The organism is Paraburkholderia sp. BCC1876, assembly GCF_902833695.1.
In the GTDB taxonomy this organism is placed as follows: domain Bacteria; phylum Pseudomonadota; class Gammaproteobacteria; order Burkholderiales; family Burkholderiaceae; genus Paraburkholderia.
Genome location: NZ_CADFGI010000003.1, coordinates 102,833 through 125,156 on the forward strand (window position 1 = coordinate 102,833; position 22,324 = coordinate 125,156).

Below are 22,324 nucleotides of genomic sequence, written 5' to 3' on the forward strand. Positions count from 1 at the left end.
TTTTGCGATACAGTCGCTGCCACGCGGATCATGGTCGCCGCCACGCTGTTGTGCGTGCCATGACGGGCCACGCGCACTGTGTGTGGATCGAGCGGCGCCGTTCGGAGGCAGCCCCGGGACAACCGGCCAGGCCCTCTCACAGACGACGCTGCGCGCCGCGCCACAGGCACATCATGCGCCGCTCTTCAATCGAGTCATTGAACCCTGCTTTGTTCCCGATCCTCTCCTCCCGACCGTCGCCACCGGCCCATGCGCCGCGCCGTCAGCCCTGGTTCGCGCGACGATTCGCGCTGAGCCTCGTGCTGGCCGCCGGCGCGCTCACGTCGCTGGCCGCTTGCACGCATCGCACCGAAACGTGGCAACTGACCGATGTGACCGGCCATCTGCCGGACCTCGATTTCAAGCTCACCGGCGACGACGGCCGTCCCGTGACCGGCGAGTCGTTCAAAGGCCGTACCTCGCTCGTCTACTTCGGCTACACGCATTGTCCGGACGTCTGCCCTGAAACGATGGGCCGCCTGATGCAGGTGCTCGCCAAACTCGGTCCCGACGCGCAGAAAGTGCGCATCCTGTTCATCACCGTCGATCCCGCGCGCGACACGCCGCAGGCCTTGCGCGACTACGTCGGCGCATTCGACGCGCAGCATGCCGAAGGGCTGACCGGCACCGACTGGCAGATCGAGTCGCTCGCCAAGCGCTACCGGGTCGCGTATCAGATGGAAAAACGCGATCCCAACGGCGGCTATGAAGTGACCCATAGTTCCGCCGTCTACGTGTTCGACCAGCAAGGCCACGCGCGCCTGCTCGCCACCGATCACGACACACCCGACGCGATCGCGCAGGACCTGCGCCGTATCGTCGACGACCGTTCCTGACTTTTCCCGAGATCATTCATGTCGCTCAAGTTCAAAACATCCGCCTCGTTAGCCGCCGCTTTCACGCTCACGCTCTCGCTCGGTTTCGCCTTCGCTCCCGCCACGCAAGCCGCCGGTGCGAAAGCGATCAGCGTGCAGAACGCGTGGGTCCGCTGGTTGCCGAACAACCTGCCCGCCGCCGGCTACGCGACGCTGGTGAACGCGAGCGACAAACCGGTCGATCTCGTCGACATTTCGAGCGCCGATTACGGCGACGCGATGCTGCATCAGACCGTGTCGAACGGTTCGTCGCAGAAAATGGTGATGGTCGACAAACTGACGGTGCCGGCGCACGGCCAGGTCGCGATCTCGCCCGGCGGCTATCACGTGATGCTCGAAAATGCGAAGCACAAGGTCGCGCCCGGCGACACCGTGCATCTGACGCTGAAGTTCTCCGACGGCGAAACGCTCGACACGCCGTTCGCCGTCAAGTCGCCCGCCCAAACCAACTAACACGCTGTGATGAATCTGCTCTACTGGCTCGATCCGTGGGAGTTTTCGCCGACCGTCGTGATCGCGCTGCTGATTCCTGCGATCCTGTTCGTGCGCGGCGCGCACAAGGCGAAGGTGTCGATCCGCCGGCGTCTGTCGTTCTGGTTCGGGCTGGTCGCGTTGTACGTCGCGCTGCATACGCGGCTCGATTATTTCTTCGAGCATGAGTTCTTCATGCATCGCGCGCAGCATCTGGTGCTGCATCACCTCGGGCCGTTCTTTATCGCGCTGTCGTATCCGGGCGCCGCGTTGCGTGCGGGGATTCCGTTCCGCTGGCGGCAACGTTTCGTGCGGCCCGCGCTGGCGACGCCGCTGGTGCGTCGGACGCTCGACGTCGTGATGCATCCGGTGGTCGCGGTCACGCTGTTCGTCGGGCTGATTTACTTCTGGCTGATGTCGCCGGTTCATTTCGTCGCGATGCTCGACTGGCGGCTTTATCGCGTGATGAACTGGAGCATGGTGATCGACGGCCTGCTGTTCTGGTGGCTCGTGCTCGATCCGCGTCCGGCGCCGCCGGCGCGGCTGTCGCCGGGTAAGCGCGTTCTCGTGGTGATCGCCGCGATTCCGCCGCAGATCATGCTCGGCGCGTTCATCTTCTTTACGCCGCGCGAGCTGTATCCGATCTATTCGATCTGCGGCCGCGCGTTCACCTGGCTGAGCCCGATGCGCGATCAGCAGATCGGCGGGCTGCTGCTGTGGATTCCGGGTTCGATGATGAGCGTGATCGGCGCGCTGATCGCGTTGCGTCACTGGATGCGGCTGTCGGCGCGTGGACGGTTGCGCAACGAACGTCGCGTGAAGGTGGCGCAGGGGTCGACGCCGGGCGCGTCGGCGTCGGCGAGCGGTAGTCAGTAGCGGGACTGGAAGAACTGCTGGGGTTTGACGGCTGCATGGCGCGTGCTAGCGAGTTAGCTAGCTAACCGGCAAGCTTAATGCGCCGAACGCGGCCGCCTTCGCTTCAGAGCGAACGCATCCACACGTGGGGAATGTCGTCTTCGTCGTGAATCTCCGACACCGGCGCAAAACCGAACGCGCCGTAGAAGCCTTGCAGATGCGCTTGCGCATGCAGGCGAATCGGCGTGCCGGGCCACTGCGCGCGGATGTGCCCGAGCGAGCGCTCGAGCATCGCATTGCCCAGACCGATACCGCGAAATGGCGCGGTGGTCAGCACGCGGCCGATACGGATATCGCTGTCTTCGGCATCGGGCAGCAGCACACGCAGATAACCCGCCAGCGGCGGATAACGCTCGTCGCCCTGACCGAACGCAAACAGGTGCCATGCGTCCAGATCGAGCCCGTCGATGTCGCCATAGACGCAATTCTGCTCGACGACGAACACCGCGCTACGCGCCGCCAGCATCGCATAGACTTCGGCGCTGCTGAGGTCGCTGAACGCTTTCCAGCGCCATTCGAGTTGTGCCCGCCGCGTGGCGGCGGTGTGTTGCGGTTCGGTCATGACAGCGCTTCGAAAAAGAGCCGGCGGCCAGGCGCCGCGGCGATCCAGGATTATGCCGCGCGCGACGACCCCACGCTATCGCGCGCTCAGAGGCGCTGCTGCGCGGCGCGGGCTTTCGACGCCTGTTTGTGGCTATACATCGCCGTATCCGCGGCCGCCAGCAATTCGGCAATCGACGTATGCCGCGCGGGCTCGTACTGAATCTGCCCGACGCTGAAACGGATCTGATAGCCGCGCTTCTCGTCGGCATTGCGCGCGTCCAGCAGATGCTGGAGACGCTGCGTGACTTCGTGCGTTTCGGCGCTGCTCGAATCGGTCAGCAATACGACGAATTCGTCGCCGCCCAACCGCCCGATCACGTCGCTCTCACGCAGCGCCGTACGCAGCACGTCGGCGAACGTGGTCAGTGCGCGATCGCCCTCGGCGTGGCCGTGAGTGTCGTTGATCTGCTTGAAGTCGTTCAGGTCGAAGAACAGCAGCGACGCCGGTTTCTCCAGCCGCTTGCAGACGTTCAGCGCATGTTGCGCGAGTGCTTCGAAGCCGCGCCGGTTGGACAGCAGCGTCAGGTCGTCGAGCGTGGCGAGCTGCACGGCGGCCAGTTCCTGCTCCGCCATGCGCGCCAGATCGCGCAGCAGTTCGCGCTCTTCTTCGTCGAGACCGCGCGGCTTGACGTCGATCAGACAGAGCGTGCCGAGTTTGCTGCCGTTGGGCACCGTCAGCGGACAGCCGGCATAGAAACGGATATTCGGGTTGTCGATGACTAGCGGGTTGTCGTGAAAACGCGCGTCGGCCAACGCATCGGGCACCAGCATGATTTCGTCGCCGAGAATCGCGTGACCGCAGAACGAAATGTCGCGCGATGTCTCGCTGGCCGTCAGGCCGACGCAGGATTTGAACCATTGGCGGTCGGCGTCGACGAGGCTCACGAGCGCGATCGGCACACCGAACAGCCGCTTGGCGAGCCGCGTCAGGCGGTCGAACCGCTCTTCAGGCGAAGTGTCGAGGATATGCAGCGCACGCAAGGTGTCGAGACGGGCGCTTTCATTGCTGGGCGTCGGTGGGACATGCATGTCGTGTTTCCTATGGCCGTTGGGTTGGCTACGGTTATTGGCACGTATGTACTGTATAGCGGCAAACTTGGAGGCAAACCTTTGCGGTCAGGTTTTCAGTGGGATTTAAACCCTGAGGCGGAGTTCCATCCCGTTAAACGCGTAGCCGGGGTTGCACGCGGCGTAAAGCCCGTCCTGGCATCGCCTGGCGCGGGTCTTATCAGGTTGCGTCCGGCACCGGATCGACAGGCCGCGCGAGACATTCGATCAGGTTGCCGGGGCCGCACAGATGCAGCGCGCCGACCACCGCAAGGGTGCGCTCCGGTCGCTCGATCAGCGCCGTCAGATGCGCCGCCCACGCGCGATTGCGCGCGTCGAGGATCGCCTCGCGTATGCCAGGCAGATTGAACATCGGCGATTCGACGGCGATCTGTTGCACGGCCGGCAAATCGCCGTTGATCCACGCGGCATGCATCTTCTCGAGCGTACGCTGCGGTTCGGTGAGATCGGCCATCAGCAGATCGAGCGCCGCGGCGATCGCGTCGAGTGGAATCGAATCGAGCGACGCCGCCACCTCCTGCGAGGTTTCCAGGTAGCGATACGGTTTGCCTTGGGTCAGCGCCGAGCGCAACAGACGCGGCTCGACGCCTTCAACCACTTGCTGGAACAGCGTCGGCGCGACGATCATCGCGGCCCACGGACGTAGCTCGGCGAGCGGCGCGAGCGGGCCTTCGGTGGGCCAGACGGCGTTGAGCCGCTGCCATGTGTCGTCGGCTAGCAGCGGTCGCAGACGATCGGCGCCGGCTTGCGCGGCGGCCTTCAGGAACGGCAGGATGGTCGGCGCGTCGGACTCGAACACGAGCGTTTCGGCCCAGTCGTAGGCCTCGGCGATCCAGGGCGGGGTACGGCGGCTCGTCGCGGGAAAAAGATGCATCGAGCCGAGCAGACGCAACTGGGTGCCGGTGAGTTGTAGATACATGCAACCTCGGTATGGACGGTCGATAACGCCGCCGGCGAGTACGTCACTCAATCGGCGACGGACAGCACCGGACGCGCGCGGACGGCGCCGCGCCAGGCGATCCGGACGGTGGACAGGACGAACAGCAGAAAGACGATCTGCGACAGGTACAGATCGATCCGGATCGGATGATGCAGCGCGAACCACGAATTGTGCGCTACATCCGTCGCGATGACGGCGACGCAGAGTATGAGTCCGGCGACCGGCGCGACGAGCAGCAACAGCGCGGTCAACGGGTCGATGAACAGCAGCGAGGTCCAGTAGATACGCGTGAGCGGCGCGGCGCCGCCGTAGTCCCACCAGAGACCGTGAGTCAGCGCGACTTGCAGATGCGTCCAGGTGGCGCCGCACAGGCAGAGCGCGTAGATCACGCGCAGTTGGAGGGAGCGGCGTTGGGGGTCTTGCATGGACGCGCCTGGCAGGTTTCGAAGTAGCGAAGTATCCGCAAAAAAGCCCCGAATGTGAACGGGTTCGCCATCGGATATCGCCCCGCCGCACCGCCCCTCGGGCGGCGAACTCACTCTCCGTTCACGGATGGGCGCCAGCCCAGACGACATCGCCATCCACCGCGTAGAGCCGGCAATCGTGATGGAGCCTGTTGCACGCGTTCAGCGCATAGGCCAGCGGGTCGGCGCCGAGCGAGGCGGCGTCCCAGCCCCCGTCGGGCGAAACGGCAAAGGCACGCGGCCTGCGCATCGCAAGAAATTTTTCATACCCGGCGCGACCACCCTCGTTCACATAGGGCACCGCCTTTTCGTCCTCGAGGACGGCGAATTGCGTGGGCGGCGGCTCCTTCGTCGGCCGCACCCAAACGATCTCGTTGTCGACCGCGTAAAGCTGGCAATTCCGGCCGCGCTGCTGACAGGCCTTCAACGCCTGAGCTCGTGGATCGAAGCCGCCTGAGTACGACGACGCGGAGCCTTGCCCAATGGCGAACGCGCGCGGCAGCGGCTTGGCCAGGAAACTCCTGTAGTAGTCACTGCCCTGATCGCCGAGATACGGCAACGCCTTCACGTCGTCGAGACTTGCGTAATGACTCGGCGGAGGAAGCGGGCCAGGCATGTACTGCGGATAAATCGGGCTGTTCGGAAGACCGATGCTCGCAAGAAAAGCATCGACCTTCGGCACCCAGATCGACAGCGCCGCGCCGGAGCCCAGCATGTTGTGTGAGTCCGTCTCGAATGGACCGTAGGCGACCAGTTCGGCACGGCCGCCGGCGGCGGTGTATTGCTTGTACATGCCGCGCCAGGTGGCGACGGGAAAGATGCGATCGTTGTCACCAAAAAACCAGATGGAGGGGATGCGGGTCTGAGCGCCAAGCTGACCGGCGGCGTCGATCAGACTTGAATCCTGACTGTCGCAATCCGACTCTCTCATGCCGCCGGCGAAGCTGATCAAGCCTCGCACGTTGGGCACCTTGAGCGCGCCTAGCGCGAGCGTGTTCCATCCACCGAAGCTCTGCCCCGCTACCACGATGCGTGAACCGTCGATACCGGGCTGCTGCCTCATGTAGTCGATGACGGCGCGGATGTCTCGCGCTGCGTCGAGACCGGTCATGACCTCATCGCAGCCGTACTTGCTTAGTGTCCCGCGGGAACCGGCGTAGCCGCGCATCATCGGCATGACGACGGCGTAGCCGCGCGACAGAAAATAGTACGCGGAGAACGAGATGTGATATCGCGGTTGCTGTGCGGGCGGTTCGCTCGACGTTGACCCGTGGTTCATCACCGCAAGCGGGAAAGGGCCAGGGCCGCTCGGCGTGAACACCGTCACCTGCAATGTGTCCGGCCGCTCGGGATCGCCCGGCACACTCAGCACGCGCTCGTTGAGCGGCGCTTCGGGTTCCCTCGACGCGTCGGCCGCGTCGTCGGCGAATGCGGTGCGGGTCAGCGTCGAGAGCATCAGCGCCAGCATGAAGAACAGAATTCGCTGTGGTGTCCGTGTCATTTTCTTTCTATTTATCTTGAATAACGGAAATATATGCTTCCAATACCGAGGCAAAAAATTACCCGAAGCTTGCCCCACCTGCAATTCAAATCACCGAATTACTGGATTTACAACAAGTCGTAATGTTTCAAAATATTGTTGAAATAGGCGGGCGAGTTTCCGCGACCCGTCGTGGATTTGAGCTTCATTGTCGATTCATGGCCGCGGCGCTCTTATCCATCCGCGCCATGGCAATTTTTGCGTCTGCGCTACACGTCGTGTGTCGCCACGGCGAATTCGTATCCGACAAAAAGCTTCTGACGCAAACCTGAACGCAATCCAGATGAAAGTAGGTTTTTTCACGCAGATGAAGCTTCACGAATCGCTGCGGAGCGGTGGCGTCGATCTCAATGGTCAGTGCGTCCTGCCCGGCGCCGAACACCGGCCACGCCGCCCGGTCGGGAGCGAATACCGGCTGGTAGTCGACGCGATCGTTAGACAGCGATACCGCCAGCGAGCGCGCCCGGTCCGGCCCTGCGACCGAGTTGTGAACGACGATCCGTTCGATCCAATAGGCGCTTTGCAGGTCGAATTCGATGGCCGGCGCCTCGTCGTGGTCGCCAGTATGGAAACTTAGGCTGCCGGAAGGTTCGGCGAGGAACGGTTGAGGTTGAAATGCGTAGATACTGCTGACATGGTACGGCAGGCCTGTCGCGATATTGCGCAACCGGCATTCGGATCCGACCGTGACCACGCTAGTCAATGCCGTATCGGCCCCAGCGCCCGTCGTCCGAGCGACGATGCCGCGCGCAGTTTGTCGGCCAAGGTTGCGAGAAAAGAACCGGCGAGATGGATGCCGTCGTAAAAATGCTCGGCACGCGTTCTTCAAAAGAGATCGGTCAAGCCGCTGTACAGATCGACATGCGCATGTTCTGGCGCCCGGTCGCGAGGACACCAAGCGTTTCATTGAGAATCCGCGCGGCGTGATTCCGTTTCTCCACCGAGCCGACAGTTGGATGGCCTGCGATAAACAGCAGCTTTTCCGGCGGATTCGAAGGCACCGGCCCCAAGTGAAGCATATCGAGTCCCGCGAACATCTTGCTGCGGGAGATACCAACGCCCAACAACCGGTCTTCTCCATCCCACACACAGGTATGACTATCGCCGACTCCGAGGATGCGCAGCGTTTTCGCGGCGGAGGCAGCATTTCAGTGGCGCTGGCTGCCTCGGTCAAGCGGCCGGTCTGATCGAATTCGACTGCCGAACCCACGGATTTCCTGCGCACTTTCTGAGCGATCGAAGACGGCTTTGTACCACTTTCAACAATCCATTTCCATACGTGGAAAAAGACGCGCCAAAAAGAAAAGCCCCGACAAGGTCGGGGCTTTTCTTTACATCAACTTCTGGAGGCGCGAGCCGGAGTCGAACCGGCCTAAACGGCTTTGCAGGCCGCTGCATAACCGCTTTGCTATCGCGCCGCAAGCGGACTGGAATCTAGCTGCAGATTCGCAGGTTTGTCTGTGGGCCACCTCTACCACCGGTGAGGCTGAAACCTTCAGCCCATCAAACAAAAAGGGAAGCCTTGCTTCCCCTTATGTATGGAGCGGGAGACGAGGCTCGAACTCGCGACCTCAACCTTGGCAAGGTTGCGCTCTACCAACTGAGCTACTCCCGCATTGAACTGCTTCACAACGCGCTGCACTTCTTACTTCGCCAAACAACGCATTGCTTCAAAAATTTGGAGCGGGAGACGAGGCTCGAACTCGCGACCTCAACCTTGGCAAGGTTGCGCTCTACCAACTGAGCTACTCCCGCTTTGTGCTGCTATTGCCGTGCTTCTACTTCAATACTGCCTGCAACTACTGCGCTACTTCCGCTGCTGCTTCGAACTGCGTGCATCGGAGAAACGAGATTATGGAGAATCGACTGAAACGTGTCAACCCCTTTTGCGAATGTCTTTTACTGAACAGATTTCACTCATGCCGCCCCGCCGCGTTCGCGGATCTGAGGCCACGCGAGCTTCATGTAATAGAGCATCGACCAGATGGTCAGGAACGCGGCCAGATAGATCAGCCACAGGCCCCACACGCGCGTGTCGACCGCCACGCCACCGCCGAACGGCAAGGGGCCATAGAACAGCAGCATGGGAATCGCGACCATCTGACACACGGTCTTGAACTTGCCGAGCGAGTTCACCGCGACGCTCTTCGACGCGCCGATCTGCGCCATCCACTCGCGCAGCGCCGAGATCGCGATCTCGCGCCCGACGATCACCAGCGCGATCGCCGAATCGATCCGCGTGAGCTGCACCAGCACGAGCAGCGCCGCGGTCACCATCAGCTTGTCGGCGACCGGATCGAGAAACGCGCCGAACGCCGAGGTCTGATTCCACTTGCGCGCCAGGAAGCCATCGAACCAGTCGGTCAGCGCGGCCAGAATGAAGATTGTCGCGGCCGCCAGATTGCGGTGCGCGGGGCTCATCATCATGTCGGGCAAATAGAACACGCCGACGACGAGCGGAATCAGGACGATCCGCAGCCAGGTCAGGAAAATCGGGAAATTAAACGGCATGGGCAGGCGCAGCGTCTGGCAAGGGAGATGCAATTGTGCCGTGTCACAAGGCCTGCCACAAGCAAAGCGGCGCACGGGCCATGGCACGTGCGCCGCCTGGACGCTGGATCGCAGCCGATAAACGGGCCGCCCGCCCGACCGTGATCAATGCAATCAGTGCAATTGCCGATAGATCTGCTCGGCGAGCGCCTGCGAAATCCCTTCGACGCTCGCCAGATCCTCGACGCTCGCCGCGACCACGCCGCGCAGGCCGCCAAAGCGCGCGAGCAACCGCTGACGCCGCTTCGCGCCGACGCCTTCGAGTTCTTCGAGCCGCGAGGTCTGGCGCGTTTTTGCGCGCTTCGCGCGCATGCCGGTGATCGCGAAACGGTGCGCTTCGTCGCGAATCTGCGCGACCAGCATCAGCGCGGCGCTTTCCTTGCCGAGTTCGAGCGGCGCGCGGTCGTCGGCGAAAATCAGCGTTTCGAGGCCGACCTTGCGTCCTTCGCCCTTCGCGACGCCGACCAGCATGCCGATGTCCAGTCCCAGTTCGGAGAACACCTGGCGCGCGATTTCAACCTGGCCCTTGCCGCCGTCGATCAGCACGATGGTCGGCAAAATGCCGCCGGTGGGGGCGGGCCCGATGGTTTCGGGCGCAAGCGTGGGGTCGGTGGCCGGATCAATGGCGACGCCGTTGTCCGCGTCAACTGACAAGGTGACGGCTTCGTCGGCGACATTCGCGGCGTCGCTCGCCGTGTCGCTCGCGACATCGCCCGCAGCATCGTTCTCGCCGGCATTCGCGGCGGCTTGCGCGACCATCTTCTCGTAGCGGCGCGTGAGCACCTGGCGCATGGCCGCGTAGTCGTCGCCGGGGGTGATGCCGGTGATGTTGTAGCGGCGGTATTCGGACGACTGCATCTTGTGATGGTGATACACCACGCACGACGCCTGCGTCGCCTCGCCCATCGTGTGGCTGATGTCGAAGCATTCGATCCGCAGATGCGCGAGGTCGTCGCACTCCATGCCGAGCGTGTCGGTCAGCGCGCGTGTGCGAGCCTGCTGCGAGCCTTGTTCGGAGAGCAGGCGCGCCAGCGCGAGGCGCGCGTTCTGCTCGGCCATCGCGAGCCACGCACGTCGCTGGCCTTGAGGCTGACGCAGCACGGTGACCTTATGGCCGGCCTGCTCGATCAGCACGTCGACCAGTTCGCGGTTGGCCGGCGCGTGGCTGACCACCAGCACCGGCGGCACGCGGTTGCCGAGGTAATGCTGGGCAATGAACGCTTCGAGGACCTCGGCTTCGATCCCGCCGGACGCGCGACCTTTGCGCGGTTTCGCGGGTCGTGCGTCGGAGGCGGCGTCGGCGTTTTCTGCGTCGTTGTCTTGCCCGGCTTCGGCTTCGGCTTCGGTGTCTGCGTCCGCGTCTAACGCCGCTTCATCATCGTCTTCCGCCGACAGCGCTGCCGCAATCGCAAGCGCATCGTCGTCCACGCCGGACGCTTCCGTCCCGCCGTTCACGTTATCCGCTGCGTCCGCGACAGCGACGTCCATCGCCACGCGCGCCAGCATCGCATCGCCGTCAGCGCCTTCTTCGAGGCCGCCCTCGTCCGCCGTCAACGCGCTTTCCACATGCGCCGGGAAATACGCCTTGTCACCGAGATGCCGGCCGCCGCGCACCATCGCGAGATTCACGCAGACCCGGCCGCCCAGCGCGACCACCGCGAGAATGTCCACGTCGCTATCGCTGCCGACTTCGATCGCCTGCTGATGCAGGACCGTCGACAGCGAACTCATCTGGTTGCGCACCGCTGCGGCCTGCTCGAACTTCAGCTCGCTCGCGAACGCATGCATCTTGCCCTCGAGCTCCTTCATCACCTCGCCCTGACGGCCGAGCAGAAAGCGCGACGCGTTGGCGACGTCGTGCGCATAGTCTTCTTCGCTGATCGCCGCGACACACGGCGCCGTGCAACGGCCGATCTGATGCAGCAGGCAAGGCCGCGTGCGGTTGTTGAACACCGAGTCTTCGCAGGTTCGCAACTGGAACACGCGCTGCAGGATCTGGATGCTCTCGCGCACCGCCCACGCACTCGGAAACGGCCCGAAGTACTGGTTCTTGCGATCCACCGAGCCACGGTAGTACGCCATGCGCGGGAATTTGTGACCGGTCAGCTTGAGGTACGGATACGATTTGTCGTCGCGAAACAGAATGTTGTAGCGCGGCGCGAGCGCCTTGATCAGGTTGTTCTCGAGCAGCAGCGCCTCGGCCTCGGAACGCGTGACGGTCGTTTCGATCCGTGCGATGCGCGTCACCATCATCGCGATGCGCGGCGACAGCAGCGTCTTCGTGAAGTAGCTCGACACGCGCTTCTTGAGATCGCGCGCCTTGCCCACGTAAAGCACCGCGCCGTGGGTATCGTAATAGCGATACACGCCGGGCAGATGCGGCAGTTGGGCGAGCACTTTTTTGGGCTCGAAGACGTCGGTTGCTTCGGGTTCGGTCATGCAGAATCGGTTGGGTGAGACTGTCTCGCGGGGGCCTCGCCTCGCGCCGTGCGCCGGAGTAAAACCGGTGGACGCAGCCGTGGACGGGTGCTTTAGAATCGCCAGTTTAGAGCATTCCGCGCCCGTTCGAACCGGCTGCCGCGATCCGGCAGCGCGGCGGAAATGCGCCGGAGCGTTGTCTGGCGGCGCGTCGGCAACTCGCCGGTGCAATACCCGGCATAGCGCCGGGTAACGCGCCAAGGCAATTCACCGCAAGCCGCGTCTGCACGCGGCATGCGCCGCGACGTCACCCCACCCTTTTTGCATCCGCGACCCAGGCCACCATGTCCACCGCTGCGCCCTCTTCCGAACCCGTCGACGCCACGTCCACCGCGATCGCCTGCGACATCTTCTGCGCGGTCATCGACAATTTCGGCGACATCGGCGTGTGCTGGCGTCTTGCGCGTCAGCTCGCGAGCGAGCACGGCTGGCAGGTGCGCGTGTTCGTCGACGATCTGCATGCGTTCCAGAAGCTGTGCCCGTCGCTGGCGCTGGACCGTGCTCGCCAGACGGTCGGCGGCATCGTCGTCGAACACTGGCATCAGCCGGCGCATGCGGGCGATACGCTCGACGTCGCCGACGTCGTGATCGAAGCCTTCGCCTGTGAACTGCCGCCGGTCTACGTCGCCGCGATGGCGCGGCGCGAACGCGCGCCGGTATGGTTCAACCTCGACTATCTGAGCGCCGAAGACTGGGTCGCGGATTTTCATTTGCGGCCGTCGCCGCATCCGCGCTATCCGCTGACCAAGACGTTCTTCTTCCCCGGACTCGGACCCGGCACCGGCGGCGTGCTGAAAGAACGCCATCTCGACGCCGCACGCGCGGCCTTCGAAACCTCGCAGGCGGCACGCGCCGCATGGTGGCAGCAGACCGTCGGCCGCGCGCCGCCCCCCGCCGCGGCCACGGTCGTCTCGCTGTTCGCGTACGAAAACCCGGCCGTCGACGGCCTGCTCGAACAATGGCGCGACAGCGCCGAGCCGGTCGTGCTGCTGGTGCCGGAAGGCCGCGTCTCGGGCGCGGTCGCGCGCTTTTTCGGGCTGCCCGAATTCACCGCCGGCGCGCACGCCGAACGCGGCAACCTCAGCGCGCACGCGCTTGCATTCACCAGCCAGCCGGGCTACGACGCGCTGCTCTGGGCCAGCGACATCAATTTCGTGCGCGGCGAAGACTCGTTCGTGCGGGCCCAATGGGCGGCCAAACCGTTCGTCTGGCATATCTACCCGCAAGCCGACGACGCCCATTTGCCCAAGCTCGACGCCGCGCTCGCCCACTACGCCCGCACCCTGCCCGCCAACGCCCGCGACGCGTTGGCGCGCTTCTGGCACGCATGGAACGGCGCGGGCCAGCCGGACTGGGCGGCGTTCCGGCACCACCTTCCGGCACTGAGGCAGCGCGCAGCCGACTGGGCCGTCGAACTGGCTGAAGTGGGCGACCTCGCCGGAAATCTGGCCTTGTTCGCAAAAACTCAGTTAAAATAAGCGGTTATCCAACGGCCGACGACGCAAGCGCGGCCCGATCGCAGCAAAGCAGGTTGCGAATCGGCGCCACTCGTGTACACGCCCGCACAGGGTAAAAGCAAGGTAACGGACGCAAGCATATCGAGGCGGCAGATCATGCAGCCTCCCGCGAATCCTCGCGGCATACTGGCCACGCTTCATGCACTAGCTTCCCGCCGAACCGCTCCCCTGCGGCGCGGCACGCAGTGAGAGAAGCGCCGAAGCCGCTTGCGCCGTATGCCGTTGAGCACAAGTTGAAGCTACTCATTTCGTACAGGACAGTTTTATGAAGACCGCACAGGAACTCCGCACCGGCAACGTCGTGATGATCGGCGCAGACGCAATGGTTGTGCAGAAGGCCGAGTACAACAAATCGGGCCGCAACTCCGCCGTCGTCAAGATGAAGTTCAAGAACCTGCTGACCGGCGCAGGCATGGAAAGCGTGTACAAGGCCGACGACAAGTTCGACGTCGTCGTGCTGGAACGCAAGGAAGTCACCTACTCGTACTTCGCTGACCCGATGTACGTGTTCATGGACGCCGACTACAACCAGTTCGAAGTCGAAGGCGAAATGATGGGCGACGCCCTCCATTACCTCGAAGACGGCATGGCTTGCGAAGTCGTGTTCTACAACGAGAAGGCGATTTCGGTTGAACTGCCGACCACGCTGGTTCGCGAAATCATCTACACGGAACCGGCCGTCAAGGGCGACACGTCGTCGGGTAAGGTGTTGAAGAACGCCAAGCTGACCACGGGTTTCGAACTGCAAGTGCCGCTCTTCTGCAGCATCGGCGACAAGATCGAAATCGACACGCGTACGCACGAATACCGCAGCCGCGCGTAAGCGCCTGGCCGCCCGTTTGCACCCCGCGCCGGCAACTCGCCGGCGTCGTGGAGCAAATGGCAAAAAAGACCCGATCGCTCACGCGATCGGGTCTTTTTTTATTGTGCAGCAATCCAACGCTATCAGTTTCTGAATCGCTCCCGCACGAACGACGCGATACGTTGTGCAAGCTGCGCGTGCGTCGTGGTCGTCGGATGCAACGCGTCCCAGAACAGGAAGCGCGCCGGGTCGTCACAGATCGCGCGTGGGGTCTGTGCGCTCAGGTAAGTCAGTGCGGACGGATTCGGAATGTCGAGACATGAATGCGTCGTATCGTCGAGTCCGTATTGCTCGGGATGGCGCAGCATGTCGTCGAACATCGCATTCGCATCGAATAGCTCGATCTGAAGCGTCGCGCCGTATCGGAGCCGCAGCGCCGCCGCCATATCGGCCAGCCTCCGGTTGTAATCCTGAACCTCGGCGGCCACCCGCACCGCGTCGCCACGCGCGACGACGACCGGCGCACGGGAGACGTCCGGGAGTGTAACGAGCAAGATGCGCCTCGCATCGGCCGCGGCGAGTTGCTCGAGGCTGTCGCGCATGTCATTCGCCGCCTGTTCGGGCGTGCGGCCGTAGCTGACCAGATCGTTGCCGCCGGCGAGCACCGCGAACAGCGTGTTACGCGGCCGATAGTCCGGCGCGAACTTCATATAGTCGCGCCATGACTCGACCTGCTGCACGAGGCCAGGCACGACGAGGTGCTGATTGGTCGCGGCTCCTCCGGCTGACCAGTTATACATCGGCAGGTGCAACGCGCTGGCCAGATACTCGGGCCAGACGGGCCCGTTGCTGAAACGTCCCACATGCCAGCTTGCGCGATTCGGCAGCGTCCACTGGCTCGCATTGAAGGTGTTTTGCGTGTCGGACAGACTGTCGCCGAATACGATCAGCTTGTTGATGCGCGGCTCCTGCCACGCGCTGTCGATACTCCAGATCGTGAAGTTGAACGACAACCGGTTGTTGGCGGCGACCGCCTGCGTGAGTGCCGCCCGGATACCACGCGCGTTTAGCGTCTTGCGGCACACGTCGTTGAGGGTGTCTTGCGTCCTGACGCTGTAGAACATGTTCTTCCATTGCGTCACGCCGTCCGCCCGCCAGAAACCGGGCACCCGATACCAGTCGCCGCCGCTCGGATCGAGCGCCCATTCGTAGCTCGCGTCGGGTTCGAGCGGATCCGCGCTGTTGCGATACCAGCAGCGCAGATAGGTGTACGTGTCGTTGCCCCGGCGTAAGGCCAACGGGGATTCAACCGGCATGGCACGTGACTGCGGGACCGGCACAGCAAGCGGACCAGACGGCGATAGCGTCATGTCGCCGGTAGGCATCGGGAAAGATACCGGCTCGGCCGCGGCGTTTGCGCCAGCGGCCGCGAACGGCAGTGCGGCACACACCGCCGTGTTGGTGATCCGGCGACCCAGCGATGCGACACATTGGCAAATCATGGACTGCTCCTTCGGTTGTGGCGGATAAATCGATTTCAGGCGACGCGCAGCGGCACGCGCCATTCGTTACGAAGAGACCATCAGTCGCGGGACGTCGCCCAGGATCACCCGCCACGGAGAAAAATTCGCTCTGCCATGGCAGCCGAATTTAGGCACTTTTTCTTTTTTGCGCCGCCGTGTATGGTTAGGAAAACTTTACCGGCAGCCTGTCCAAAAATTGCCTGCTCGAGACGCGAATTGACTCACCTTGCATCCGACAAATGCTTGATAAAGCTGAGCAAATGCCTTTGGCACAGTCCATGCTTATCTTCGAGAGAGGCCAGTACGACTTTATTTTCTTCAACTCCGGAGATGCGACATGAATAACGACATCGCTGAAGGCAAGTGGAAGCAGATGCTGGGCAAGGCCAAGACCGCATGGGGCGAATTGACGGACGACGAATTGACCAAGGCTGAAGGCCGTGCCGACAAACTCGCCGGGCTGATCCAGGAACGCTACGGCAAGACCCGTGAACAGGCGGAATTGGAAGTGCGCCGCTTCTTCGACAGTAATCGGCATTTTTGACAGGCCGAGTGAAGTAAGTACAGGCGGTCTATCGACGCGCATCCGCGCCGAAACAGGCCGGCTCAGATCAAACCAAGGACCAGAACTACGTGAGTCGAATCGCCACTCCATTCGACCGGCAGTACCGGCCAGCTATCGCGCCCATGCATTGCGCCCGTATCGCGGCGCGACGCATCGGTATTCCATCCATTTAAAAATTGCGCTCGCCATGCCACACGCCCTGATTGTTGAAGACGATCCCAATAGCCTGTCGGGCCTGTCCGCCATCCTCGCGGCCGACGGCTTTTCCGTCGACACCGCGACCACCATCGCCGAAGCGCGGGCGGCTCTGACACGCTTCATTCCTGACGTCGTGCTGGTCGACCTGAATCTGCCGGACGGCAGCGGGCTCGACGTGTTGCAGCACTTGCCCGCGCATCCGCCCGGCGGCGCTCTGCCCGTGATCGTCATGACCGGCAACGCGACGGTGGAAAGCGCGATCGAAGGTTTGCGGCACGGCATCTGGGACTATCTGCTCAAGCCGGTCAACATTCCGCGCTTGCGCAGCCTGCTGGCGCGGATTCCGCGGCCCTACGAGCTGACCGAAGAGGTCCAGACGCTGCGCGCTTCGCTGCGGCAGCTCGGCCGTTTCGGCGCGATGCTCGGCCGCAGCGGCACGATCCAGCACGTGTACGACACGATCGAACATATCGCGCCGACCGAAGCGGCCGTGCTGATTTCCGGCGAAGCCGGCACCGGCAAGCAGGTCGCGGCGCGCACGATGCACGACATGAGCCGGCGCCGCAAAGGCCCGTTCATCACGTTCGATTGCCGGACCGCGGCCAGCGCGGCGGCGCATCGTTCGCTGGATAGCGTGCTGTTCGGTCACGAGCGCGGCGCATTCAACGGCGCGGATCAGCGGGAGCCCGGCCTGTTCGAACAGGCGAGCGGCGGCACGCTGTTCATCGACGAGATTGCCGAATTGCCGCGCGCCCAGCAGGAAGCGCTGCTGCGCGCGCTCGACTCGCAGACCTTCATGCGGGTCGGCGGTACGCATCAGGTGGTGACGGATTTCCGGCTGATCGCCTCGACGCGCAAAGCGCCGCGCGCGGCGGTGGCCGACGGCAGCCTGCAGGAAGACCTGGCGCTGCGTCTCGAAGCCGCGGCCGTTACCCTGCCGCCGCTGCGGGAGCGCGGCGAAGATCCGGCGCTGATCGCTCAGGCGATCGTCGACGAACTGAACCACGAGGCGGCCGCACGCGGGACGGCGGAAGCCGCCAAGCAGATCGGGCCGAACTTCATCCGCGAATGTCTCGCGTACGAATGGCCGGGCAATGTGCGTGAGTTGCAGGAACGGGCGCGGCGCGCGTATCACGCGTCGGGCGATGTGGTGGAATCGCTGCGCGCCGACGAAGCCGGCTCGGCCAATGGCCGCGATCTGAACGGCAGCCGCGTGCAGGTGACCGTCGGTACACCGCTCGCGGACGTCGAGGAAATGCTGATTCGCGCCACGCTCGATGCGGTCGGCGGGACGCGGCACCGTGCGGCGTCGCTACTGGGGATTAGCCCGAAGACGCTGTACAACAAGTTGCAGCGGATGCGGTTGAATTGAGTTGCGCGTTGTTCGTCCAGACAACCGAGGATCATAAAAAAACGGCGCCTTCAAAATTGAAGGCGCCGTTTTTTATTCGCCGATGCTAAGGCACTCAATGCCCCACGCGAACCGACCTCAAACCGACCTCAAGCCGATCCGGCAAACGCACTGCGCAACAACGCCTGCGCTTGCAGATACTGCGGCTCGGCGACCAGCTTGCTCCACTTCAGCGCCTTGCCGCGCGGCCGCATGCGCTTCAGGCGCTGCTGCGATTCCTTCGACGGCGTGAAGCGCAGCGCGTCCAGCACCTTCTCCGCTTCATCCGGCTGATTGCAGATCAGCACCATGTCGCAACCGGCCTGCAGCGCGGCCGTCGCGCCTTCGGTCAGCGTACCGCCCTGGCGCGCGGCTTCCATCGACAGATCGTCGCTGAAAATCGCGCCCTCGAAGCGCAGCTTGTTGCGCAGAATATCCTGCAGCCACACACGAGAAAAACCCGCCGGCTTCGAATCCACCTGCGGATACACCACGTGCGCAGGCAGCACCGATCCCAGCGACAGATCGAGCCAGTCGTACGGCGCCACGTCGTCGCGCAGGATGTCTTCGAGCGAACGGTCGTCGACCGGCATCGCGACGTGCGAATCCGCCTGCGCGAAACCGTGCCCCGGAAAGTGCTTGCCGCAATTGCTCATGCCGGCGAGCGCGAGGCCGTGGTTGAGGCTCTTGGCCAGCAGCGTCACCACGCGCGGATCGCGGTGAAACGAGCGGTCGCCAATTACCTGCGACTGCCCGTAGTTCAGATCGAGCACGGGGGTGAAGCTCATGTCGATGTCGCACGCGCGCAGCTCCGCCGCGAGGATATAGCCGACCGCGGTCGTGACCTTGGTGGCATGCAGTACGTCGCTGTCCCACAACGTGCCGAGCTTGCCCATCGACGGCAACACGGTGAAGCCGTCGGTGCGAAAGCGCTGGACGCGGCCGCCTTCGTGGTCGACGGCGATCAGCAGATCCGGGCTCACGTCGCGGATCGCGGCGGTCAGCGCGAGCAACTGCGCGCGGTTCTCGTAGTGGCGCGCGAACAGGATTACGCCGCCTGTCATCGGATGGGCAAGGCGGCGCCTGTCGTCGTCGTTCAGCGTTTTGCCGACCACGTCGAGCATTACCGGTCCGGGAGTGGTTTTCATCGAATTCCGCTAGAAAAAAACTTGAGACAAAGAAAGACGCGGCCTTTGCAGGCCGCGTTCAAAGTATTTTTATTCGTCGGCGGCGGGAGCGTGCGGAGCGTCCGGCGTTGGGGCCGATGAAGGCAGTTGGGTTTGAGCTGGTGTTTGCGGTTGAGCTTGAGCGTCCGGCGGCGTTTGCGTCGCCGTTTGCACCGCCCCGCTCTCCTGCCCGGTTTCCGCAATCACGAACGACACCGCGTAGTCCCGCTCGTCGCTGATCGTCACGCGCGCCGTGATGCCGCGCGCGTCGAGCCATTCGGCCAGCTCGCCGGAGGCCACCACCATCGGTTCGCCGCTCGGCTTGTTGAGCGTTTGCAGCGCACGCCAGGTCATCGGCCAGCGCATACCCAGGCCAATCGCTTTCGAGAACGCTTCTTTCGCCGAGAACCGCGTGGCGAGAAACGCGAGACCGCGCGCCGCCGACCGAGCCTGACGCGCGTGATAAACGCGCAGTTCGTCCGGCCCGAGCACCTTCTCGGCAAAGCGGCCGTTGGTGCGCGTCATGACCGCGGCCACGCGGCTGACCTGAACGATATCCGTGCCGATGCCGTAGATCGTCATGTGGGGTGCCGTCGCAGATCCGCCGAACTACGCGCGCGCGCCGAGACGCGCGGCGACCATGATCGCCTTCATCTCGCGCACCGCGTTGTCCCAGCCGGCGAAGATCGCATGCGCCACGATCGAGTGGCCGATATTCAATTCGTCGATGCCTTCGATCGCCGCGATCTGCTGCACGTTCGTGTAGTGCAAGCCGTGGCCCGCGTTCACCTTGATGCCGAGCGTCGCGCCGAATTCCACCGCGCGAACCACGCGCTCGAATTCGCGCTGCTGTTCGGCGGGATCGTGCGCTTCCGCGTAACGGCCGGTGTGCAGTTCGATCACCGGCGCGCCGGCTTCGTGCGCGGCGCGAATCTGCGTTTCGTCCGGGTCGATGAAGAGCGACGCGCGCGAGTTCGCTTCCGCGAGCTGCTTGCACGCGGCCCGCACCGCTTCGAACTGGCCGGCGACGTCGAGGCCGCCTTCCGTGGTCAGTTCCTGGCGCTTTTCGGGCACGAGGCAGGTGTCGTGCGGCTGCACTTCACACGCGATGTCGAGCATCTCCTGAGTCACCGCGCATTCGAGATTCATGCGCGTTTTCAGCAGCGGACGCAGCTTGCGCACGTCGGCGTCGACGATATGGCGGCGGTCTTCACGCAGATGCAGCGTGATGACGTCGGCGCCCGCCTCTTCGGCCATCAACGCGGCGCGGATCGGATCGGGATAGGACGTGCCGCGCGCGTTGCGCAGCGTGGCGACGTGATCGATATTCACGCCCAGGTCAATGACGTTCGGCGACGTAAGAAAGAAGCTCATAAGTTCTGCAAGTCGATCAGGATCTGGCGCGTCGCGAGCGGCGTGCCGCCAAGGTAAGTGTTGAGCAGAAAGCGCATCAGCGTTTTGCTTTGCGCCACGGTCTGCGCACGATGGTAATCGTCCTGCTCCATGTCGAGCAAGGTCTGCCCCGAAACCACCGGCCATTGCGCGGGCAGATCGTCGGAGGCTTCGCGCACGCCGCGCTCCGGATCGAACACGTAGCGGCCTTCGGCCACCACCGCTTTACGCGCGACGGTGCGATTCAGCGCCATCGCGTAACCGGTTTCGCGCAGCAGCACGCGCTCGAACGAACGCAGCACCTGCACGGGCGGTTCGTCGTGCGCGAGACGCGTCATGGTGACAACGTAGTGATGAAACAGTTGCGGATGCGGGTCTTCGCGCGCGCAGAATTTGACCATCAGTTCGTTGACGTAGAAGCCGCACAACAGCGCGTCGCCGCACAACGGCAACATGCCGCCGACCCATTCGGCGCCGGTCAGCGTGCGCACTTCGGATTTGCCGGACCACGACAGCGCGAGCGGCTGGAACGTCTGCAAGACGCCGCGCAACGCCGAGTGCGGTCGCTTCGCGCCCTTCGCAACCAGCGCGAGACGACCGTGATCGCGTGACAGCACGTCGATGATCAGACTGGTCTCGCTATATGGGTAGCTATGCAGAACGAATGCGGGTTGTTCCGTGATCCGGTAGTCGGATGCGGAGGTGCGCGGCGCACGGCGCGCCGGCGCGCGAGCCGGAGAAGAGCTCGCCGCCTTGTGCGGTTCGCCCTCGCTGCCCTGGCTGCTTTTACTGGAAGATTTTCTGGTGCTACGCGCGGGCCTGACAGGCTCGCGTGCGGGTGCGGCCGGCTCCGAATCGTCCGGCTCGCCCGCGGAATTCCGCGTCATCCACGCGTCATTCGTACCCATACGCGCGAAGTCCGGCTTCGTTGTCGGCCCAACCGCTCTTCACCTTGATGAAGGTTTCCAGATACACCGGACCGTCGAACAGCCTTTCCATGTCGAGGCGCGCTTCGGTGCTGATCTGCTTCAGCTTCGCGCCTTTCTGGCCGATGATCATGGCCTTGTGCGTGTCGCGGTCGACCATGATGGTCGCGAAAATGCGGCGCAAACGCCCTTCGGTTTCAAACTTCTCGATCAGCACGGTGCTGGTGTACGGCAGTTCGTCGCCGGTCCAGCGGAACACTTTTTCGCGCAGAATTTCGGCCGCGAGGAAACGCTCGCTGCGATCGGTCAGGTCGTCTTCGCCGTAGATCGGCGAGCCTTCCGGCAGGAATGGTTTGACTGTCGCCATCAGACGATTGACGTCGTCGACGTGCTTGGCCGACAGCGGCACGATCTCGGCGAACTTGTGCAGCGCGCTGATCTCCTGCATGAACGGGAACAGCGAGGCTTTATCGGACACGCGATCGAGCTTGTTCGCGATCAGCAGCGTCGGCACCGACGGCGGGATCAGGTCGAGCACCTTCTGGTCGTCGGGACCAAAACGGCCGGCTTCGATCACGAACAGGATCGCATCCACCGAGGTCAGCGTGGACGTCACCGCGCGGTTCAGCGAGCGGTTCAGCGCGCCGCTGTGCTTGGTCTGGAAACCGGGCGTGTCGACGAAAATGTACTGAGCATCTTCCAGCGTATGAATGCCGGTGATGCGATGGCGCGTGGTCTGCGCCTTGCGCGACGTGATACTGACTTTCTGGCCGACCAGCGCGTTCATCAGCGTGGATTTGCCGACGTTCGGACGGCCGACGATCGCGACCATGCCGCAACGAAAACCAGTGGGTGTGGGAGCGTTCATATTCAGGCTACGGCTAGTTCAGATCGGCGCGCGG

23 protein-coding genes and 3 tRNA genes are annotated in these 22,324 nt (G+C 63.5%); 9 read left to right on the forward strand and 17 right to left on the reverse strand.

The genetic code is table 11. The annotated features are described in order from the left end of the window. Positions 1-197: 197 nt before the first annotated feature. From HWY05_RS12165 to HWY05_RS12175, 3 genes are read left to right on the forward strand one after another with little or no spacing between them, the layout of a single operon-like run. Positions 198-875, forward strand: a complete 678-nt coding sequence (locus HWY05_RS12165) for an SCO family protein (RefSeq protein ID WP_244146597.1) — start codon at positions 198-200, stop codon at positions 873-875. An 18-nt stretch (positions 876-893) separates the two neighbouring features. Beyond that, positions 894-1,367 (forward strand): copper chaperone PCu(A)C, encoded by a 474-nt coding sequence (locus HWY05_RS12170; RefSeq protein WP_176058518.1) that lies wholly within the window; start codon positions 894-896, stop codon positions 1,365-1,367. A gap of 9 nt (positions 1,368-1,376) precedes the next feature. Further along, positions 1,377-2,261 (forward strand): cytochrome c oxidase assembly protein, encoded by an 885-nt coding sequence (locus HWY05_RS12175; RefSeq protein ID WP_176058519.1) that lies wholly within the window; start codon positions 1,377-1,379, stop codon positions 2,259-2,261. Positions 2,262-2,364: 103 nt separating this feature from the next. On the opposite strand, the gene HWY05_RS12180 is transcribed toward HWY05_RS12175, so the two are convergent. The 6 genes from HWY05_RS12180 to HWY05_RS12205 all read right to left on the reverse strand — a co-directional run bounded on the left by HWY05_RS12180 (position 2,365) and on the right by HWY05_RS12205 (position 7,609). Next, entirely contained in the window at positions 2,365-2,862 is a 498-nt protein-coding gene (locus HWY05_RS12180) for a GNAT family N-acetyltransferase (protein WP_176058520.1), read from the reverse strand. Between the two features lie 86 nt (positions 2,863-2,948). Then, a complete protein-coding gene (locus HWY05_RS12185; protein WP_176058521.1) occupies positions 2,949-3,932 on the reverse strand; it encodes a sensor domain-containing diguanylate cyclase in 984 nt (327 codons plus the stop codon). Between the two features lie 199 nt (positions 3,933-4,131). Further along, positions 4,132-4,890, reverse strand: a complete 759-nt coding sequence (locus tag HWY05_RS12190; RefSeq protein WP_176058522.1) for a TraB/GumN family protein — start codon at positions 4,888-4,890, stop codon at positions 4,132-4,134. A gap of 47 nt (positions 4,891-4,937) precedes the next feature. Further along, positions 4,938-5,336, reverse strand: a complete 399-nt coding sequence (locus HWY05_RS12195) for a hypothetical protein (RefSeq protein ID WP_035547297.1) — start codon at positions 5,334-5,336, stop codon at positions 4,938-4,940. Between the two features lie 121 nt (positions 5,337-5,457). Next, on the reverse strand, positions 5,458-6,843 hold the full coding sequence (locus HWY05_RS12200; protein WP_244146598.1) for a CocE/NonD family hydrolase: 1,386 nt from the start codon (positions 6,841-6,843) through the stop codon (positions 5,458-5,460). 217 nt (positions 6,844-7,060) lie between these two features. Next, entirely contained in the window at positions 7,061-7,609 is a 549-nt protein-coding gene (locus HWY05_RS12205) for a hypothetical protein (protein WP_176058524.1), read from the reverse strand. Between the two features lie 95 nt (positions 7,610-7,704). Here HWY05_RS12205 and HWY05_RS12210 point away from each other — a divergent pair, with 95 nt between their 5' ends. Next, positions 7,705-7,842 (forward strand): hypothetical protein, encoded by a 138-nt coding sequence (locus tag HWY05_RS12210; protein ID WP_156126525.1) that lies wholly within the window; start codon positions 7,705-7,707, stop codon positions 7,840-7,842. Positions 7,843-7,925: 83 nt separating this feature from the next. After that, positions 7,926-8,102 (forward strand): hypothetical protein, encoded by a 177-nt coding sequence (locus HWY05_RS12215; RefSeq protein ID WP_176058525.1) that lies wholly within the window; start codon positions 7,926-7,928, stop codon positions 8,100-8,102. A 157-nt stretch (positions 8,103-8,259) separates the two neighbouring features. Here HWY05_RS12215 and HWY05_RS12220 read toward each other — a convergent pair. The 5 genes from HWY05_RS12220 to uvrC form a co-directional block, all read right to left on the reverse strand. Beyond that, positions 8,260-8,333: transfer RNA gene (locus HWY05_RS12220), tRNA-Cys, on the reverse strand. Between the two features lie 121 nt (positions 8,334-8,454). Beyond that, positions 8,455-8,530: transfer RNA gene (locus HWY05_RS12225), tRNA-Gly, on the reverse strand. 64 nt (positions 8,531-8,594) lie between these two features. Beyond that, positions 8,595-8,670: transfer RNA gene (locus HWY05_RS12230), tRNA-Gly, on the reverse strand. A gap of 162 nt (positions 8,671-8,832) precedes the next feature. Then, positions 8,833-9,426, reverse strand: a complete 594-nt coding sequence (gene pgsA, locus HWY05_RS12235; RefSeq protein WP_035547309.1) for a CDP-diacylglycerol--glycerol-3-phosphate 3-phosphatidyltransferase — start codon at positions 9,424-9,426, stop codon at positions 8,833-8,835. A 153-nt stretch (positions 9,427-9,579) separates the two neighbouring features. Beyond that, positions 9,580-11,904, reverse strand: coding sequence for an excinuclease ABC subunit UvrC (uvrC, locus tag HWY05_RS12240; protein ID WP_176058526.1), 2,325 nt, complete (start codon positions 11,902-11,904; stop codon positions 9,580-9,582). A 323-nt stretch (positions 11,905-12,227) separates the two neighbouring features. Here uvrC and earP point away from each other — a divergent pair, with 323 nt between their 5' ends. Continuing rightward, a complete protein-coding gene (gene earP / locus HWY05_RS12245) occupies positions 12,228-13,421 on the forward strand; it encodes an elongation factor P maturation arginine rhamnosyltransferase EarP (RefSeq protein ID WP_176058527.1) in 1,194 nt (397 codons plus the stop codon). A gap of 304 nt (positions 13,422-13,725) precedes the next feature. Continuing rightward, a complete protein-coding gene (gene efp, locus HWY05_RS12250; protein ID WP_035547317.1) occupies positions 13,726-14,283 on the forward strand; it encodes an elongation factor P in 558 nt (185 codons plus the stop codon). A gap of 122 nt (positions 14,284-14,405) precedes the next feature. On the opposite strand, the gene HWY05_RS12255 is transcribed toward efp, so the two are convergent. Next, positions 14,406-15,764 (reverse strand): SGNH/GDSL hydrolase family protein, encoded by a 1,359-nt coding sequence (locus HWY05_RS12255; protein WP_176058528.1) that lies wholly within the window; start codon positions 15,762-15,764, stop codon positions 14,406-14,408. A gap of 358 nt (positions 15,765-16,122) precedes the next feature. Here HWY05_RS12255 and HWY05_RS12260 point away from each other — a divergent pair, with 358 nt between their 5' ends. Together HWY05_RS12260 and HWY05_RS12265 are read left to right on the forward strand one after the other, a co-directional pair. Then, the gene (locus HWY05_RS12260; protein ID WP_035547320.1) at positions 16,123-16,329 is read left to right on the forward strand and encodes a CsbD family protein; all 207 of its coding nucleotides are present in this window, start codon (positions 16,123-16,125) and stop codon (positions 16,327-16,329) included. A gap of 208 nt (positions 16,330-16,537) precedes the next feature. Then, positions 16,538-17,920: a sigma-54 dependent transcriptional regulator gene (locus HWY05_RS12265; protein ID WP_176058529.1), complete on the forward strand. Its 1,383-nt coding sequence runs from the start codon at positions 16,538-16,540 to the stop codon at positions 17,918-17,920. 128 nt (positions 17,921-18,048) lie between these two features. Here the strand turns inward: HWY05_RS12265 and nagZ are convergent, their stop codons facing one another. The 5 genes from nagZ to era form a co-directional block, all read right to left on the reverse strand. Next, complete coding sequence (gene nagZ / locus HWY05_RS12270) at positions 18,049-19,086, reverse strand: beta-N-acetylhexosaminidase (protein WP_035547326.1); 1,038 nt, start codon at positions 19,084-19,086, stop codon at positions 18,049-18,051. Positions 19,087-19,155: 69 nt separating this feature from the next. Continuing rightward, entirely contained in the window at positions 19,156-19,686 is a 531-nt protein-coding gene (gene acpS / locus HWY05_RS12275) for a holo-ACP synthase (protein ID WP_244146599.1), read from the reverse strand. Between the two features lie 27 nt (positions 19,687-19,713). Next, positions 19,714-20,478, reverse strand: coding sequence for a pyridoxine 5'-phosphate synthase (pdxJ, locus tag HWY05_RS12280; protein WP_176058530.1), 765 nt, complete (start codon positions 20,476-20,478; stop codon positions 19,714-19,716). Further along, positions 20,475-21,404, reverse strand: a complete 930-nt coding sequence (gene recO, locus HWY05_RS12285; RefSeq protein WP_035547331.1) for a DNA repair protein RecO — start codon at positions 21,402-21,404, stop codon at positions 20,475-20,477. Before recO ends, pdxJ begins: the two co-directional genes overlap by 4 nt. Beyond that, positions 21,391-22,290 (reverse strand): GTPase Era, encoded by a 900-nt coding sequence (era, locus tag HWY05_RS12290; RefSeq protein WP_051980376.1) that lies wholly within the window; start codon positions 22,288-22,290, stop codon positions 21,391-21,393. Before era ends, recO begins: the two co-directional genes overlap by 14 nt. Between the last annotated feature and the right edge of the window lie 34 nt (positions 22,291-22,324).